This is a genomic window from Clostridium sp. (assembly GCF_036642255.1).
GTDB lineage: Bacteria > Bacillota > Clostridia > Clostridiales > Clostridiaceae > Clostridium_J.
In genome coordinates, this window is sequence record NZ_JAVWDJ010000006.1 from 59087 (window position 1) to 76619 (window position 17533).

Consider the following 17533-nt stretch of genomic DNA (forward strand, 5'->3'; position numbering starts at 1 on the left):
CAAAGCTTAAACTTAAAAAGGATTCGAACTAATCATAGTATAAATGTTCATATCTTTTTAGTTTTTGCTATATTATAAACCAAAGTTCATTTATTAATTCAATTATATATCTTCTCAACTTGATAGTCAACATGAATAAATGGTATTTAAAACTATATACGCTTGATAATTCAAAACTATTACTATATAATATTAAAAAATAAAGATATGAACTAAATTTTACTGAAAACATTTTATAATAGATAGAAAGTAGGAATAATGAATGAATGGTTATGAAAGGCGGACACAGGAGAAGAAAAATCAAGTTTTAGAAGCAACTTTTCATTTAATGAATACAGATGCTGGCATAGAAAATATAACAATGGATGATATTGCTAAAAATGCCAATGTTGGTAAAACATCAATCTTTAAGTATTTTGAAAGTAAAGAAAATCTTATTCATGAGGTTTTTAAGTATTTTTTAAATAACATTAGGGAAACAGCTAAAGCATTAATGGCAGAAAATAGACCTTTTGAAGAAACCATTATTGCCATGAGCCTAAACAAAATCAACCATTTAGAAAAAATAAATAAGCAGTTTTATTTGGATTTAATGGATTTTGTTACAAAGAAGGGTGATGACGGCATATCTTTGATGATGAAACAATACACACAAGAAAGCTTCAATATAATGTTGGATTTATTCCATCGTGGGCGTAAAGAAGGTAAAGTTGATTTGAAATATTCAGATGAATTTCTTATGGTTTATTTCCAAGCTATTGTTGAGGGAATCTCCAGCCCACACATCTACCCAAAAATTCTCCCTTATACAGCCCAATGGACAGAACTATTGATTAAAGGACTCGCACCAAGTAAAAAAGATTAAAGGACAATTACCTGAATGTAATTGATAAAGATAGTTTTGTCCAAGAAGTATATAAAAGGGGTATGCTTTACACTCCTCATTAGACATTAATAATGTTTTAGTTTTCACTATGGAAGAACACCCAAACTATATTAAGTTAAAATGTTAAAAAACACCACTACTTTCAATTAAGTAATGGTGTTTTTATGCTTTTTGTTAATGCTACTTAATGAGTTTGAATCATAATGTAACTTCACACGAGTAAGTTATACCACATAGACTGAATATTTTATATAATATGTGCCAAATCATAGGATTATCTTCAAGGTTACTTCAATTGTATTTATGACATACAATTGAAATTTTTATTAACAATAAATTCGATGTAATATATTTACAGTAATTTTATGGTAAAGTATATTTATATACTTATTTAGCATAAAGTATCGTTACTGAGGGGGGTAATATTAATGAAAAAAGTGTTTTTAGTAGCATTATTGATTATGTCAATTACTGTAACGGCCTGCAGTCCAGCCACAAAACAAACTGATGTAAGTCCAAACACCAAAGTAAACATAACTAAACATCCAATTGCCGCAAATTTTAATCGTGGAAGTGTAGATACTTTACCACCGGTGAACCCTGCTTATGAAGGTGATAGCACACTGGATTTGAGAGGATATGATTTAAGTTCCGTCGATTTAAAGGATAAACTAAAGGATTTAGAATATGCGGAATTTGATAGCAAAACAATTTGGCCCAAAAGTTTACCTGATAGGTTTGATCCTGAAAAGCTAATGGACCTTGGCAAAAGTCCTGGACTTAATGTAGAGCGATTGCATAAAAAAGGAATAACAGGACAAGGGGTAGGACTCGCAATCATAGACCAAGCACTCCTAGTAGACCACATTGAATATAAGAATAATCTTAAAATGTATGAGGAAATTCATTGCTCTGATACTCAGGCACAAATGCACGGTCCCGCAGTAGCCTCTATAGCTGTAGGAAAAACTGTAGGGGTAGCACCTGATGCAGATTTATACTACATTGCCGAAACTCATGGAGAATATACAAATGGAGGATTTCAGTGGGACTTTACTTGGGTTGCAAAGTCTATTGACAGAATTCTTGAAGTAAATAATACTCTTCCCAAGAATAAAAAAATTAGGGTTATTTCCATTTCCGTTGGTTGGGATAAAAGCCAAAAAGGTTATGATGAGGTAAATGCAGCTGTTGATAGAGCAAAGGCGGCAGGAGTGTTTGTTGTTTCTTCTTCACTTATAAACACTGATGGATACATGTTTAATGGTTTAGGCAGGAATCCTTTAAATGATCCTGAAGTTCCTTCTTCTTATGAACCAGGTTTATTTTGGAAAGACAGATATTATGAAAATGATAAAGAATTTTATTCTATCCTGGGAGAAAAAATAGGTGTAAGTATTGAGGATGTTTTACTCATTCCTATGGACTCAAGAACCACTGCAAGCCCTACAGATCCTAAGGATTATGTGTTCTATAGAGAAGGTGGATGGAGTTGGTCAATTCCATATATAGCAGGGCTATATGCTTTAGCCTGCGAGGTTAATCCGGATATTAATCCTGAAACTTTCTGGTCAACAGCACTGAAAACTGGGGATACAATTAAAGTTCAAAATAGTGGAAAAGAATACGAACTGAAAAAGGTAGTAAATCCTGTGAAACTAATGGAAGCGTTAAAATAAGCCCTATTAATTTAGGGCTTTTCTTCTGATAATTTAAATTATTATTTCTTAAATTCCTTATTATCTAAAATAATAACCTCAGAGTTCTCTTCCTTTGCTACCTTCTTTGTGTGATGTACGAGTTTTATAATGTCCTTATAGGCTTGTTTTGCCCCCTTTACAAGCAAGGGCACTCCTATAAAATCAATTTTTAACCACCTAGAAAATAATCCACCAAAGGTCATTGGTAATGGAACAGTGGGTGACGTATTTGAAAATATAATTTTCTCATTCAATACTTCTTGTTTATGAAGCATAGAAGCTAAATTATATAATCCTGGAATTAAGACCTTTGAACGTCCCCTGCCTACAGCATAGACCTCATTTCCATCTTTATCAGTGCCATAATGAAAAAGTTCTCCACGATTTCCATACACTAACTTATTAAAGTTAGGCAAATTCAATATTTCATCCTTAGTGGGTTCTCGGGTTTCATCCAGCATTTCTAAGTGATAGGCAACTGCTAGAATAGAGGAGTGGGTTCCACCATAGCAATTATATATGTATATCATTTAAATCACCTAATTTCTTATTTTTTACTTAATTTTAGTAATTGTAGTATATACATTAAACATTGATACTAAACATTCTTTGAACAATTTTATCCAGGTTCACCAATGTTCTACAATACTTTTACATAAAATAAATATATTGCAATGGATAAAACAGGTTACCACTATCAAATCTAATTTCTTAATAATTTCATTAATTTATGCGCATCTCCATCAGCATTAATAATATCATCACGCGTAAGACCTGCCTCAACTGCAATATTATATGCTTTACCAAACTCCCCTACATCCTCGGATTTGTGAGCATCACTTCCCAATGAAAATTTAACTCCCATGTTCTTTAGCTTCTTTATTGTTTCAACATCCATATTCCTATGAGTTCTGTTAATTTCCAAAGCAGTATTTCTTATGGCAGCAACCTTTCCAACTTCAATAATATCTGGATTAACATGCTCTAAAGGATGATTTAGTATTGTAATTTCGTATTTTTTTATAGCATTAATTGCAGCTTCTGTATAATTTCTAAGTAAAAATGGACTTTGTAACGCGCCAGGATGATAACCCACACAAATTATATCCAGATAATCAATTATTTCATCATTAACATCTATATCCCCTTTTTTATTAACAATATTACCTTCTATCCCAAGAAGAAGCTTAAAGTCATTGTGCTTTAATAATGCATTATTATTTAAATCATCAACTATTTTACGTAGATTTTTATATTCATTTAGTTTCATACCAAAGAGAATATGCTTATAACCATGATCTGTTATGGCAATTTCTTTTAATCCTTTTTTTATTCCAGCTTTAACATTTGATTCAATACTTCCTTTTGCATGATCTCCCGAAATAATATTAAGTAAGGAAATATGTCCCTTTGCAATATTAGAATGAGTATGATAGTCTGCAATAATCTTAAAACTCATTTTATCCCCTCCATAGTTTAATTACCTGTAATTAACTGCTTCATTATCAAATTGTAAAGCTTTTTGTATTCATATATGAAAATTTCATATCACATGGTTATGATCCAGTTTTATTTTGCCCATATTACTTTGATAATACTTATGCCCTATGGTGATGCTAAATCACTGCCTAAATTGCTTGGATTCCATCACATTTCAGCTATTACAATGGCCTTAATGATTTGGAGAAAACATCATTCAGCAAAAAGTTCTTCCATATCCAAATAAGCATTCTTCTGTTCTCCATAGCAATTTCTTTTTCTTCATCACTGCCATTTAACCAAGCTATAAAAATCATTTGGATAGAATAAGTTTCATTTAATATTGATGACTCCTCAACTTCACTCAAAAGACATACGGCATCATAACCTTTTAAAATACCTTTAAGAATTTCTGGCCATTTTTCATAACCATCTATTATATTCCCAGCCACTGAGAGTATATATGTTGCACAATAGCATGGATCAAAGATTCTCACATATCTTTCACTTATATTAAAATCAATAAACCCCACTTATTTTATCTCCACTGAATAAAATATTAGTGGGATTAGGATTACGCGTAATTTACCAATTGCTTTACCATATTTCTCACCGATTATCACTCTATTAACAGTATCTTTCCTCTGAAGTTAGATATCTTGCTTTCACACCATTTAGCAGTGCATAAAAAACATCTCCATTTTGGTAAAAATATTCACCGTCTTTAGTTCTAACTGGATATGAAACATTAAATCCTTTCTTAGAAAGTAGCTCTCAATGCTTCAGCTTCCCTTAAGGTTCTTTAAAGATGAAAAATGTACGTTTTTACATGAAATTCTACCCTACTATTAACCTCGAATACTGAAATCAGAAGTGATCTTATTGGCCCATATATAATCTAAGAGTTTATTTACTAATAGTTTACAACGTTGATACAAGTGTTTGCAAACTATGAAACATTCCTTACTTACAATTGGCTTATAAAAACAAGGAGTGTGAAACTTTATGAAAAAAATATTGCTACTTTTGATACTTGTTATATCATTGATTTTTACTGAAAGGAATGAACCTACTGATCTTCCAAATGATGCTGCAGTACCTGATAAAGCTATTGCTTCCTCTAATGATAAAACAATTAAAACTTCTAAACCACTTGCAGCTAAGAAAAAGCCTGTGATTGCTTTGGTAAACAGAAGCAATAGATTGGATAAAAATTTTGTTCCAGCGCATTTAGTGATACCAAATGTAAAATTTACAACCTATGCAAGTGCAGAAGTGAAAAAAATGGATTCAGAAGCTGCTTTGGCATTGGAAAGTCTTTTTAGGGCTGCAAAAGCAGATGCTATAACTCTTCTTGCTGTATCAGGCTATCGTAACTATAAGTATCAAAACATGCTTTACAGAAACCAAGTAACTGCTGTTGGTAAAAAAGAGGCTGACAAGTACGTAGCTCAGCCAGGGGCTAGCGAGCACCAAACTGGCCTAGCTATGGATGTTCTCTCAAATGAATATAGTTCATTAGATGAAGGTTTTGCTAATACTAAGGCATATAAATGGCTTGTAGAGAATTGCTATGAGTATGGTTTTATTATTCGTTACCCTAAGGGGAAAGAAAGTATTACTGGCTATAATTATGAGCCTTGGCATCTGAGATATGTAGGTATATCTGCTGCTACTAAGATAACTCAAAAGCGCCTGACCCTAGAAGAATATCTCGGTATTTTCGCTTAGATAAATAAATGCTATAATATTAAGTAAAAATAAAACTAAAACTAACTTTTATAAAAAATCTAATATGATTGGACTTTGGTGAAGTCATGAAATTTTGGTTGAAGATTTTTATATACTCTCTCACATTATTTATAATCCTTTTTAATAGCGCAGGGATTTTCATTATCGAAAATATCCACAAAAGAAGCCTTGATAGAACCATTAGCACTGTTATTGATGAGCATAAACTAATTGAGGGATCTATTTACCTGAACACAGATTCAATTCAGGATACTATCGCTATGTCTGAAAAACAGCTAAGAGATTGGCTTTCTTTAGTTGTAACAGGTTATATTTATAACGACTCTATAACTGAGGATTCGGTGGAGCTACTTGACGAAAATAATAACCTTCTCTTTTCTAGGTCAAGTTTAAAGCTTAATGGCCAAAGACCAGAAATAGAAGATGCTAAGCTAAACGAGAGAAGTTTTCTTATCAGAAATATTGATAAATCTCACTATATATTTGTTAGCTCAAAAATACTTTTGATGAACAAAAGCCTAAAGCTTGTTCTTGCAAAGAATATTGATTATATTTATTGGGAAAGAGAAGAAAACTACAGGCTTTTCTACTTTCTAGACTGCATAATTCTTTTACTTTTAGCAGCAGGAATGTATCTTATTGCAAAAGGAGTTTCAAAACCAATTAACAGACTCAGTGAAGCTTCTAAGGAAATTGCCCATGGAAATTTTTCAAGAAGAGTTAGCATAAAAAACAGTACAGATGAATTAGGATCCTTGGCAGAAAACTTTAATATTATGGCTAAAGCAACTGAAGATACAATTGAAGAACTAAAGGAATTAAACCATGCTAAGCAGAGATTTGTTGACAGTTTAACCCATGAAATAAAAACTCCTCTCACTTCTATAATAGGTTATTCCGATTTGTTACTTAAGGGAAACATAAGCGAAGAAATCAAAGTTACTGCCTTAAATTATATAAACTCAGAAGCTAAGAGACTTGAAAAATTAAATTTAACTCTACTGAAATTGATTCTTTTAAAACAGGAAGGTTTAACCCTTGAAAATATATCCCTTAAGGAATGCTTGTCAAATGCTTTTAAGAGCCTTAATTATAAACTTGAGGATAAAAATATTAATCTTAAAGTGAACCTTCAGGATTTTGAAATAATAAGTGACAAGCAGCTTATTTTAGTGCTTCTTATAAACATTTTAGATAATGCTATTAAAGCATCTAACAGCAATGGAACTATTGAAATTGAAGGACGCTACCAAGAAAGCTTCTCGAAGTATATTTTGATAATTAAAGACTACGGAGTTGGAATACCTAAGGAAGATTTAGATAAAATAAAGGAGCCTTTTTATATGGTAGATAAGGCTAGAGATAGAGAAAAAAGTGGTGTTGGCCTTGGACTTTCAATATGCGAAGAAATATGCAAAAGTCAGAAAATAATGCTTACTATAAAAAGTGAGGAAGATCTAGGTACAGAGGTTTCAATTCATTTTCCCAAGGAGATAAGCATATGAGAAATAAGTTTTTTAAGATCTTACTATTAATCTTCTTTTTGCCTTGTTTTATCACTGGCTGCACAAAAAACTTTAATTATTATGAAGATAAACTTTATTCCGAGGAAACTTTAATAGGCGCCAAAGATTCAAAGTCCCCTACAAGCAATAATGTACTTACTAGGGAAAAGGCACTTCAAAAGTCTGTGGATATATTCGATAAAGGTTTAAATATCAAAATAGATAGAACGCAATTTTCTGAAAGCATTAAAATATCTAGAGATTACATCACTGGTAATTTTCAATTGAATATATCTTGGCAAAATCTTACTGATAAGGTTTTTTATTTTGTTGTATTGGATGCTTCAAACAATGAGATTTTAGAAGTTTCAAGTACTGACAGCAGATTGTACCAGGATAGTATTGCAGCTGTTTTGTCTCAAGAAGAAATCAACAGCATTATAAGTCCTTTGCTTAAAGAAATTAATATAGACCCTAATGACTATGTAATTAAGCATCAAGCTATAACACAGGATATGCCTAAAAGTGATATATCTATTTATCTTGTAAGTACAAAAGACGGTGGTAAGGATTACTCTATTACTATTAATTCATCAAGGAAGGTAGTAACTAGATTTTTCACTTTGAAAGAAAGCAAAAGAATACAGGAGAGGGAAACTTATGAAAAAAATACTAGTAGTTGAAGATGATAAATCTATTCGAGATCTTATTTCAATCAATCTTGAAATAGTTGGGTACAAAGCCTTAAGTGCTGGTGATGGACTTAGTGCAAAAAGAATTATTGAGGAAGTTCAACCAGACCTTGTGCTGCTTGATGTTATGCTCCCTAAAATTGATGGTTTCACCTTGATATCTCAAATTAGAGATAAAAGCATTCCTGTTATCTTTGTCACCGCAAAAGAATCTGTCCTTGATAGGGTTACAGGCCTAAGGCTTGGTGCAGAAGACTATATTGTAAAGCCCTTTGAAATAATTGAACTGCTAGCACGAATTGAAGTAGTTTTTCGAAGGTATGATAAAGGTCCTAAAATTCTTAAGTTTAAAAGTCTAGAAGTACTTATGGACCAAAGGATAGTAAGGCTAAATGGAGACTTGGTTGACCTAACCTTTAAGGAATTTGACCTCCTGCTTTTATTCTTACAGAACAAGAACATGGCCCTTTCCAGAAATCAGATCCTTGAAAGGGTATGGGGCTTTGACTATCCAGGAGAAACGAGAACTGTTGACATACATGTACAGAGACTAAGGGATAAGCTTAGTTTAAAGGATAAGATTAAAACTGTATTTAAGGTAGGCTACAGGCTTGAAGACTGAAACTCAAAATTAATAAGGGACGGTTAAGAATTAAATGTTTAAAAACTAATAATTCTTAATGGTATCTTTATTTATCTTACAATGGTAGGAAGTCTTAACCATTTTTACCTCAAAGTAGAAAAATAGCTATTCTAACTATTATTCTTTATCATTGAGGTTGTTTAAAGAGCATTGTAAGATTATGTTATAAAATTAAGCTATAAGAAGCTACATTAACAATATGAAATAGCTTACCCTGGGGCAAAAATGAGGGGTGTGATTGCTTACTACAGAAACTAAAATTTAGCAAAAAAGCAGGCAACTATGGTTACCTGCTTAAGCAAATATTTGGGACTAGAGTTTTTCAATTTATACTTCATTTATATTATCTAGAAGTAGGGCTTTCAATTACTTTAAGAGGTCTCATCATATCATTGTCTTCATGCTCTAGAATATGGCAATGCCAAATATAATCCCCAACATGTTCCTTAAAGTGCATAGCAATAGTGGTTACCTCTCCGGGAGTTGTTCTCACCACATCCTTTAAGCCTCTTTCAAAATCTAAAGGTGGAGTTAGGTTTTCAGGAATATAAATATAATTTCCATTTTCATCGAAATCACTATCAGTAAAAGGCTTTCTTCCTAGTATTTCAAAGTGAACTAAATGAACATGAATTGGATGTGGAAACAAGAAATGATTAACCAAATGCCAAATTTCTATGGTATCTAGTTCAACTTTCTCAGTAACTGGATCGCTCCACATTCTATTATTTAGCAAGTGTAAGGCTCTACCATAAGAGTCACGTGTTTGGTCTAAATGTAAAGTTCTTTCCCTAGAAGCAAGAGATGGCTCAATATGCTGATAAGGTAATAATTCCTGTGGAATTGTACTAGTGTCTTTATTCCTCAAGGGAAGTGTTACTTTAAATTTCATAATAATATTAGTATTTTCATCAGCAGGTGGAGTGCTTCCGGCTCCATTTACTAAAGTTATTTCTTTTTCTTCAAACTTTGAAAAATCAATAATTACATCAATTCTTTCAGCAGGTTCCAGAACAAAAGAGTTGATTTCAACAGGGTGATGGAGTAGACCTAATTCTGTACCTATTTGGTGGAAAGTTCCCCCATTACTTAAACTAATTCCATAGGCTCTTAAGTTTGAAGCATTTAATATTCTGAATCTATATTTACGAGGCTCAACCTCTAGATAAGGCCAAAGCTTACCATTAACTGCAATTGTATTTCCGAAGAAAAAAGAAGGTGTAGATGGTACAGGGTTTTCTACTGGTGGCACTGCATTATTTGGATAAAATAAAGAGCCATCCTCATTAAACACCTTGTCTTGTATCATTAATGGTATTTCATAGGTATCCCTTGGTAAATTTAATCTATCTTCTAATTGATCTCTTATTAAGTAAAAGCCTGCAAGTCCTGCATATACGTTTAATCTTGTTATTCCGATGGCATGGTCATGATACCAAATGGTAGCCCCAGTTTGATGATTAGTGTATTCATAAACTTCTCTAGTAAATTTTTCACCAGTAACTTTAAAATTCCTTGTAAACCAAGCCTCAGGATGGCCATCGCTATGTGCTTCCACATTTGCACCGTGTAAATGAACTACAGTTCTTACATCTGGTGTATCCATAGTTCCATGAAGAGTATGATCTACTGGAAAAAGGTGTTTATCTGGAAGTTTATTTGACCATTTAATTTCAACAGGAACATCCTTCATCACTTCAATTGTGGGGCCAGGATACTGCTCGTTATATCCCCAAACCGTAGTACCCGGAAAAAATCTATGAAATCTGTTTTAAATGCACCATTTCCACATTATAATACGCTTTTCTTTCGCAAGAATAATCATAATCAGAATAAAGTCTTACAACTGGTGGAATTGGAAGTGGGTCAACGAATCTTGGAATAGCAGTAGGGTCAGAAGGATTTACCTTTTTATAACCCTCATAAGTATAATCATCCATATTGACACATCCTTTTAATAATTTACACTTTATCTTATGTGTGATATAGAGTATTTGTGTATTACTTAGAGGTTGTTTAGATAAAAACTCTTTAATTTTGCACACGTAGAAAAAGAGGCAGCTAGTTCATTAGCCACCTCACTTAATGTTTATCCTATTAATTTTATTCTAAATAACAGTACTTTAAATCCTGACTTCTACCTTGTTCAACAGGTTTCCCCATTTCAATTAACTTATCAAGTATATATTTATCTACCCCGTAAGGGCTCCTTGCAATAAGCTCTTTTATTAAAGCCACAGGAATTTCTACATTATATTTGTCATTAACATTAATGACATATAAGACATTACCTTTATTAACCTCTACACTAAAATTCAACTCTTTTCTTATTGCCTCAGAAACTACTTCTATAAACCTTTCTGGCTCCATATTCTTAGCCATATATCCTCTAATAAAACCTTGTGAATTCATTCTTAGTACCTCTTTCCTTTATTAATCCTTAATTATTTAAATACAAAAATAAAAGTCTCCTTACCATAATGATAAGAAGACTACGTTACGTCCATTTTACACCTCCTTATCGTAATTTTAGCAGGACCACCTTACACATGGCAGGTTGGTATAGGGTCATAGAGCTAAAACTCTACCCTAACTCTTGATATATTGGTTTGTTATTTAATTTTATTTGGTTCTAATATAATTATATGACAATTTTAGGAAATAATCAATTGCAGAGTTAAATAAAAATATTCAAGTCCACTTTCAAAAATTGCTAAATTTCCATATAAAATACATGCACCTAGGCAGTAGTGAGGGATGTGCTTACTAAATTTTAAACTCTAAAAAGAACTTAAAGAAATCAATTAAAGAGCTCAAATTTACTATGATACATGATTTAAAATAAGAGCTTAAAAATTATCTTCCATTATATATAATTTCATCCCCTATGTTGTTAACTAAACACACTGATGCAAACTTTTATAGCAATTGCTTTCCAAAAGGCATTATCACAGGTATAATTTTGTGGCAATTTAATTTTACATATATTCTTTATGCTTTCACAAATCTCATTTGAATTAACATGTGCCCAATGGACTGCAGTTCTTACTGCTTCTTTTTCACTAAGTAATATCCAAAATATACAAGCTCTATATTCAATGGGCTGCTTTCCTATAAGTTTCCTTAATACTGCTCTTTCATTTTCTGAAAATCTATTATAGGCTAGGACATTAGCAATACTTTCTTCTATTACCTTCCCCCAAGGCTCACCATAGTAATCAGTGTCTATTCCCTGAACCCTCTTTTTATAATTAATATAAAAATGAGCAAGTTCATGTATTACCACCATGGCAAATGCTATAGGGAAAGTAACCTCATTATTATCACACCATTTATAAACTCTTTCAGGACATATAAATATAACATCTCTATTTTCTATATTAAGGTTGAATTCTTCCTTAATTTTATTAAGTTTATCTATACTTAAGTGAGAAAAATACACACCCATAGCATGAGTAGATTTTCTTCCATCTTTTATTCTTTCCCATACACCATTGATTCTATCTTCATTTAATTCCTTTGTTTCTTTTAACTCAGGCAACAAGTCTTTGAAGTAATTTTCATCAATAGATAAATTACTACAAGGATGATGAATGTGATCCATTAATTCCTCATTTACTAAATAAATATGTGCATTTTCCCAATAATTTGCACATTCATGTGTTTGCCAAAGCCAATCATCATTTAAATAAGGACTACAAACTTTTCGAACATCTGATATTACTTCATCAAGTTCTTTACAATTTAAATAGCTAAGTTTACTAATGCAGTAATTTTCCATAGTTCTAGTAACATTTATTGTGGAGTTTATATTGATGATTTTCTTTTCATATATCACTGAGCCTAATTTTTTACTACACCAGATATCTTCAATCACCTCTGCTTCTGTATCACTGAGCTTAAATATTGCATTGTTTGGTGACTTTAATATACTTAAGTTTTCTAATTCCTTTATAGTTTTTAATTTTGTTCTTAAAAGTGCGCCTTCTTCTTCCTTTAGTCTTAGCTCTTTTATTTTTACAGTTGTACTGCCATGGGTCGGCTTATTAATATCTACTATCTTTACTCCAGTTATTTCTCCTTTTGCAACAATTCCACCGTAGCCTGGTCTATCACCTTCTGCTATCCATATAAACACCTTGTCTCCAATGGAAATCTCTTGTTTATATCTACTAATTGACCATTGAATTTCATCACTTTCAAAAAGTTCTTGATAAATATTACACTTCTTTGGATTACTCTGTAAAATCCAAGTTTTCATTTTATACCCCCAATATAATTTTATAAAACAATTAGATTTCTACGCTATTTCATAGCCTGAACATGGAATCCCCTAACCAAACTAAATTTCCCATTATTTTAATGTTCTTCAAAATACATAAACCAGTCCACTAAATTTGTACCGGCAAGGCTTCTAATGATACCTTGATTTTCAAACAAATATGTTCTAAGGAGATAAAATACTCTAATTACATCTAGCCATTCTTTTTCAGTCATGAGTTTGTATTTATTCTCCAAGGTGCTTTCAAAACACTTCATGATATTTTCCATAACCAAACGTACTTCTGGCGTTAGTGTCGCTAAATTTAATATATCAAATTCTTTTATCACCTTTCCAAGGCCTGATGTAATTGTACTTTTTAAACCTGCATCAGAGGTTTTTAAATAGTTTAAATCTAATTTCCAATCATTAGCTTCTAAACTATCATCAATAATTAAAGGTAGTGTAAAACAACCAAAGACTTTTTTAACTTGTTGATAAAATTCAGCATACATTTTAAATTCTCTTATTCCTTATAAACTAATTACAAGACTTTGATAATACCATTTTTGTTCCTCATAGCCTGCGTTAAATCTGCTCCAAAGCTTGTCACCAAGATCTTCATAATCTTTAGCGAGACTTCTTATATTGCTTAATTTATCAGCACAAGAAACCAAGAGTATTTCTTTTCTTGCTTTTTTCAAATAATCAAGAGTATGCTGCTTTCTCTCCTTCCAACTAAGTCTATGGTTATCAGGTTCCGAAGCTCCTAATACTACCTTTAAGATGTGTTCTCCAAATAGATCACTGATTTCCTCTGCTGTAAGGTCCGTATCTTCTAAGGTATCATGGAGGACTCCTGCAACTAACATTTCCTCTGAACAATCATTGTCTGCAAGAATGTTAGCAGTTTCCAAATAGTGGAAAATATAGGGGATACTAGTTCCTTTCCTTAATTGTTTTGCATGAGCCTTGGCTGCTACCTCTACGGCTTTAGTAAAAAGTTTGTATCCTTGGTTGGTTAAAGGCTTAATAACTATATTTGGAGTAAAGGTACCAACAACCTCACCATCATGTCCGTTTCCTGGTCCAAAAAACTTTGGTAAAAGCTCTTTTCTTTTTATACTATGATTAATGGTAATAACTTCATCCTCTAGACATAGGGTGAAGCTAAACATAAAGCCATCTACACCAGTATGATGCTCATTTAGTTCATCCACTAGAATTTTTTCTTCGGGCTTCATATTTTCAATTAATTTAGTTGAAATTTCATCTGCAAAATCTGCTTCCCAAAAGTTGTTGTATGCTGAATGAAATCTTCTTACTTCTAATTTAGGAATAGTTTCTCTACTACGGTTTATAAAATATAAATCATAAATGTGACCTTTAGCTTCTCTCTTAATTAAAGACAAAAGAAACCTTCCACCGTTGTCACCGTATAGGGGATCCGAATTTAAAATACGCACAATTTACCTCCACCTTTTAGTTTCCTACAAATATTTTTTCTTTTTTCATTCATTGCCTTTCTTTAAAATAATGCTTCATAAAATTATATATTTTTAAATTATGTATTATTCCAAAAAATAGATAAGGGGAATCATTTTAGATTCCCCTAATTGCTATTTTCAGCTTTAACTTGATTTCAATTAATTGTTGTGATGATTTTATGATTTGTATCTATTATAAACACCTAGCCCATGAGTGGTTGACATAAGTTTCTATTTCTTTGGACACTGCAGTAGTTCCTTCTTCATTATCATATTTATGAGCTATCTCAAGGAATTTATATATAATTTTTGCCTTTTCAATTTTTATGTTCAATTCCCATAAACTTAAAAGTGATAATAGTACTTAATTTAAAGTAAATTCTCTTTAACTTGAAACCCTTGATTAACTGCAATTTGGTAAATTGGAGAAATGCATTTTTTTAGTTCCTTGCTGAACATTTCCTTTGTACCACTTTTATAAAACTCATAAATATTTTCTAATCTAAAGGCATCAATATAATCCTCTGCAATGGTATCTATCTTGTTCTTACACACATGGGCAAAGGCTTCATATTGGATATTACAAAAATCAACTATATATTTATCATAAGCTAATAAATCATCATTCTTTTTACTATTTATATTTTTAAAGGTAGGTAGCAGATTCCAAATTTGATCATGGAGCACAAAGCTCCAGGGAATGAAATGATCTATACTTAAGCTACCATGTAAATTATAATTTTCCTCATCAAAGTGCTTTCCTGTATAGATGTCCACAATCTTTGAACTACCAATTACTTCTTTCCAGAGCTTAGTTGCCTTAGAAAGACTTCTAGTTTTAGGTGCTTCCAGCTTAAAGGCTATGGCAGGAACATTCGGATTTCTCTTTTGCAGAAAACATACCAGCTTGTAATAAGCCCAACCTTTTAATATCCTGTAATTAAACTTTAAATAATCTATCCATCCATGTTTTATTCTAATAAAGCTCTCATTATTTTCATCATTAAAAATACCATAGACACAGTTATCTTCTATCCTTGAAAGTTCTTCAAGCTCTTTCATAGGCTTTTTCTTATCCATAACTTTATTATTAAGAAAAGGAGATAAGAACCTATAAGGAACATTTAAAGTTAAGTCCTTAAGCATTTTTACTAAAACTTTATCTTCCGAGGTATGTATAAAATCAAGAAGTTTGTTTTCCTCATAATTATTGGGGAAGTTGTAGGTATCTGCAATGTAATTAACCACAGTAACTAGATTATCACAAAATCCAAAGCTAAGCTTAAAAGCTCGAATTGGATACCAGGCATTAACTATCATTCTAGATATTAGTCTTTTAAATGAAATTTCTACACTTCCAATAGAAATCTCATCAAGGATTGCAATCAGCCAATACATCTTATAACTTGCAACCACCTTGTTTTCATCTAGAACCCTTGAAAAAGTTGAATAGTCCACTTCATTGCTATAAGGTATTATTTCTGCTGATTTTGGTAGTATAACTTGGTTTTCTGGTATTATTATTTGATTCAAAGCTGTTCCCCCCTTAACCCATAGATTACACTTTGTATTTAAACTCTTTATTATAAATATTTCTTTGTATATTTATATATGTAAGTAAAAAAACTCCAATATAATTATAGCATGGAGTTTTTAAATAATTTTATTTTAATATATGTTTTTATTCTTAATTTCTACATGAACAGCGTACCCCAGGGGAAGTTTGCGAATGACGCAGGAGTGAACTCACTAATAACAAATATTTATCTTTACTTTCTTAATACAAATTCATCTAAAGTGTAGCATGTTTAATTGCTTCTACCCTTAATCTGCTACCAATAACTGATTCAATTATATTATTTATGATATCTTCTTTCTTATCACTTCTATTTATATGAACTGACATGAATTTTGATAGAAAAATCAAATCTGGCTTTTTTAACTTTGAAGAATTTATATAAGCTCTTGCTTCGTCTCTAGTGTTAAAGTTTATTATTGCTTGTGCATGTTTTTCATAATTTTTCAATTCTTTAGTTTCTAAACTACTAATTTTACTTTTATCCTTTTTATTGAATTTTACTGTTAGCATAGCTTGTTTATTAAGTAAAGCCTTTATATCCTTTTCACTTAGTTGAGCTATTGTATTTATGGCTAAAGATACTAATTCAAAAGTCTGTTCCTTTGTTATGGTCATTATAATCCCACCCTTTGAATAAATTCAATAGTAATTCCCTTAAGATCATTTAAAATATCTCTTTCTGAATCACTATTTCCTCTTTTCATAACAACAGGAATGCGATTATTTGTATTGAAAAAGGTTTTGTTTTCTCTAATCTTATTCTTAAATAGAATTATGTTATTCTTTTGTAGCTCATTATAGTACTGCTTATTAGTGGAAATTAGTTCTTTTCCATAAAACTGTACCATTATAGAGACAACACCAAGGGGTTTTGCCTTTATATGATAATCCCTTAAGTTAAATTCCTCTATTCCATCATTAAGCTCAGTTAATAGTCCATTGATATGTTTATCCAAGGAGGTTACACCTAATGTAGATAAATAATCTAACCTGGTAGGAATCATATAATTGTCGCTTGCAACTATTGCACTTTGTGTAATTAAATTAAAACTTGGTTGGCAGTCTATTATCACAATATCATAAATTCCTTTGAGTCTTTCTATACCTTTAGCTAATAAAGATAAGGTTTTCAATTTGTTTGTTACTAGCTTTCTTTTTCTTCCTCCTGTAATTCCATGAGCTAACTCTACCTCTACATCAAAGAGCCCTAAGTGGGATGGAATTAAACTTAGCTTGGTTGATAACTGTTTATTTACTTCCAGATCTTTAATTATATAATTTGATAATTCTACCGGTCTATTGTTTAAAATATCATCATACCAGTTTTTTATTGTTCTTGTATCCTTATACTTAGATTCCCATTCATCTACATTAATAAAAGAAAAGGTTAAGCTTGCCTGTGGATCCAAGTCAATTATTAAAACTCTTTTTCCATCCTTTGCAAGCTCTGTAGCAATATTAGCAGTAACTGTAGTTTTACCTACTCCACCCTTGTAATTTATAACTGAAACTACTTTCAAAAATGTCCTCCTTGAAATTATTAAAAAGC

Annotated in this window: 18 protein-coding genes; 6 read left to right on the forward strand and 12 right to left on the reverse strand. The window is 31.6% G+C overall.

Annotated elements, in window-relative coordinates; genetic code table 11:
* Window positions 1–262: 262 nt before the first annotated feature.
* Together RR409_RS04725 and RR409_RS04730 are read left to right on the forward strand one after the other, a co-directional pair.
* On the forward strand, window positions 263–865 hold the full coding sequence (locus RR409_RS04725; RefSeq protein WP_332556574.1) for a TetR/AcrR family transcriptional regulator: 603 nt from the start codon (window positions 263–265) through the stop codon (window positions 863–865).
* 449 nt (window positions 866–1314) lie between these two features.
* The gene (locus RR409_RS04730) at window positions 1315–2565 is read left to right on the forward strand and encodes a S8 family serine peptidase (protein WP_332556575.1); all 1251 of its coding nucleotides are present in this window, start codon (window positions 1315–1317) and stop codon (window positions 2563–2565) included.
* Between the two features lie 41 nt (window positions 2566–2606).
* Here RR409_RS04730 and RR409_RS04735 read toward each other — a convergent pair whose 3' ends face one another.
* The 3 genes from RR409_RS04735 to RR409_RS04745 all read right to left on the reverse strand — a co-directional run bounded on the left by RR409_RS04735 (window position 2607) and on the right by RR409_RS04745 (window position 4598).
* Entirely contained in the window at window positions 2607–3116 is a 510-nt protein-coding gene (locus RR409_RS04735) for a DUF3189 family protein (protein WP_332556576.1), read from the reverse strand.
* 173 nt (window positions 3117–3289) lie between these two features.
* Complete coding sequence (locus tag RR409_RS04740) at window positions 3290–4045, reverse strand: phosphoesterase (protein WP_332556577.1); 756 nt, start codon at window positions 4043–4045, stop codon at window positions 3290–3292.
* Between the two features lie 202 nt (window positions 4046–4247).
* Window positions 4248–4598: a hypothetical protein gene (locus RR409_RS04745; RefSeq protein WP_332556578.1), complete on the reverse strand. Its 351-nt coding sequence runs from the start codon at window positions 4596–4598 to the stop codon at window positions 4248–4250.
* Between the two features lie 472 nt (window positions 4599–5070).
* Here RR409_RS04745 and RR409_RS04750 point away from each other — a divergent pair, with 472 nt between their 5' ends.
* The 4 genes from RR409_RS04750 (at window position 5071) to RR409_RS04765 (ending at window position 8636) form a co-directional block, all read left to right on the forward strand.
* Entirely contained in the window at window positions 5071–5796 is a 726-nt protein-coding gene (locus tag RR409_RS04750) for a M15 family metallopeptidase (RefSeq protein ID WP_332556579.1), read from the forward strand.
* Between the two features lie 86 nt (window positions 5797–5882).
* Window positions 5883–7322, forward strand: a complete 1440-nt coding sequence (locus RR409_RS04755; protein WP_332556580.1) for a HAMP domain-containing sensor histidine kinase — start codon at window positions 5883–5885, stop codon at window positions 7320–7322.
* The gene (locus RR409_RS04760) at window positions 7319–8005 is read left to right on the forward strand and encodes a hypothetical protein (protein WP_332556581.1); all 687 of its coding nucleotides are present in this window, start codon (window positions 7319–7321) and stop codon (window positions 8003–8005) included. Before RR409_RS04755 ends, RR409_RS04760 begins: the two co-directional genes overlap by 4 nt.
* Window positions 7983–8636 (forward strand): response regulator transcription factor, encoded by a 654-nt coding sequence (locus RR409_RS04765; protein WP_332556582.1) that lies wholly within the window; start codon window positions 7983–7985, stop codon window positions 8634–8636. The genes RR409_RS04760 and RR409_RS04765 overlap by 23 nt, the downstream gene beginning before the upstream one ends.
* 364 nt (window positions 8637–9000) lie before the next feature.
* Here the strand turns inward: RR409_RS04765 and RR409_RS04770 are convergent, their stop codons facing one another.
* From RR409_RS04770 to RR409_RS04810, 9 genes are all read right to left on the reverse strand, one after another.
* Entirely contained in the window at window positions 9001–10350 is a 1350-nt protein-coding gene (locus RR409_RS04770; protein ID WP_332556583.1) for a multicopper oxidase, read from the reverse strand.
* 64 nt (window positions 10351–10414) lie between these two features.
* Window positions 10415–10597: a hypothetical protein gene (locus tag RR409_RS04775; RefSeq protein ID WP_332556584.1), complete on the reverse strand. Its 183-nt coding sequence runs from the start codon at window positions 10595–10597 to the stop codon at window positions 10415–10417.
* 163 nt (window positions 10598–10760) lie between these two features.
* Window positions 10761–11069: a hypothetical protein gene (locus RR409_RS04780; protein WP_332556585.1), complete on the reverse strand. Its 309-nt coding sequence runs from the start codon at window positions 11067–11069 to the stop codon at window positions 10761–10763.
* Between the two features lie 481 nt (window positions 11070–11550).
* Window positions 11551–12918: an EVE domain-containing protein gene (locus tag RR409_RS04785; protein ID WP_332556586.1), complete on the reverse strand. Its 1368-nt coding sequence runs from the start codon at window positions 12916–12918 to the stop codon at window positions 11551–11553.
* A 98-nt stretch (window positions 12919–13016) separates the two neighbouring features.
* Entirely contained in the window at window positions 13017–13433 is a 417-nt protein-coding gene (locus tag RR409_RS04790) for a hypothetical protein (RefSeq protein WP_332556587.1), read from the reverse strand.
* Window positions 13434–13451: 18 nt separating this feature from the next.
* Window positions 13452–14384 (reverse strand): HD domain-containing protein, encoded by a 933-nt coding sequence (locus RR409_RS04795; RefSeq protein ID WP_332556588.1) that lies wholly within the window; start codon window positions 14382–14384, stop codon window positions 13452–13454.
* Between the two features lie 390 nt (window positions 14385–14774).
* Complete coding sequence (locus tag RR409_RS04800) at window positions 14775–15938, reverse strand: HNH endonuclease domain-containing protein (RefSeq protein ID WP_332556589.1); 1164 nt, start codon at window positions 15936–15938, stop codon at window positions 14775–14777.
* 259 nt (window positions 15939–16197) lie between these two features.
* Entirely contained in the window at window positions 16198–16599 is a 402-nt protein-coding gene (locus tag RR409_RS04805) for a hypothetical protein (RefSeq protein WP_332556590.1), read from the reverse strand.
* A complete protein-coding gene (locus tag RR409_RS04810) occupies window positions 16599–17504 on the reverse strand; it encodes an AAA family ATPase (RefSeq protein ID WP_332556591.1) in 906 nt (301 codons plus the stop codon). The genes RR409_RS04805 and RR409_RS04810 overlap by 1 nt, the downstream gene beginning before the upstream one ends.
* Window positions 17505–17533: the final 29 nt, after the last annotated feature.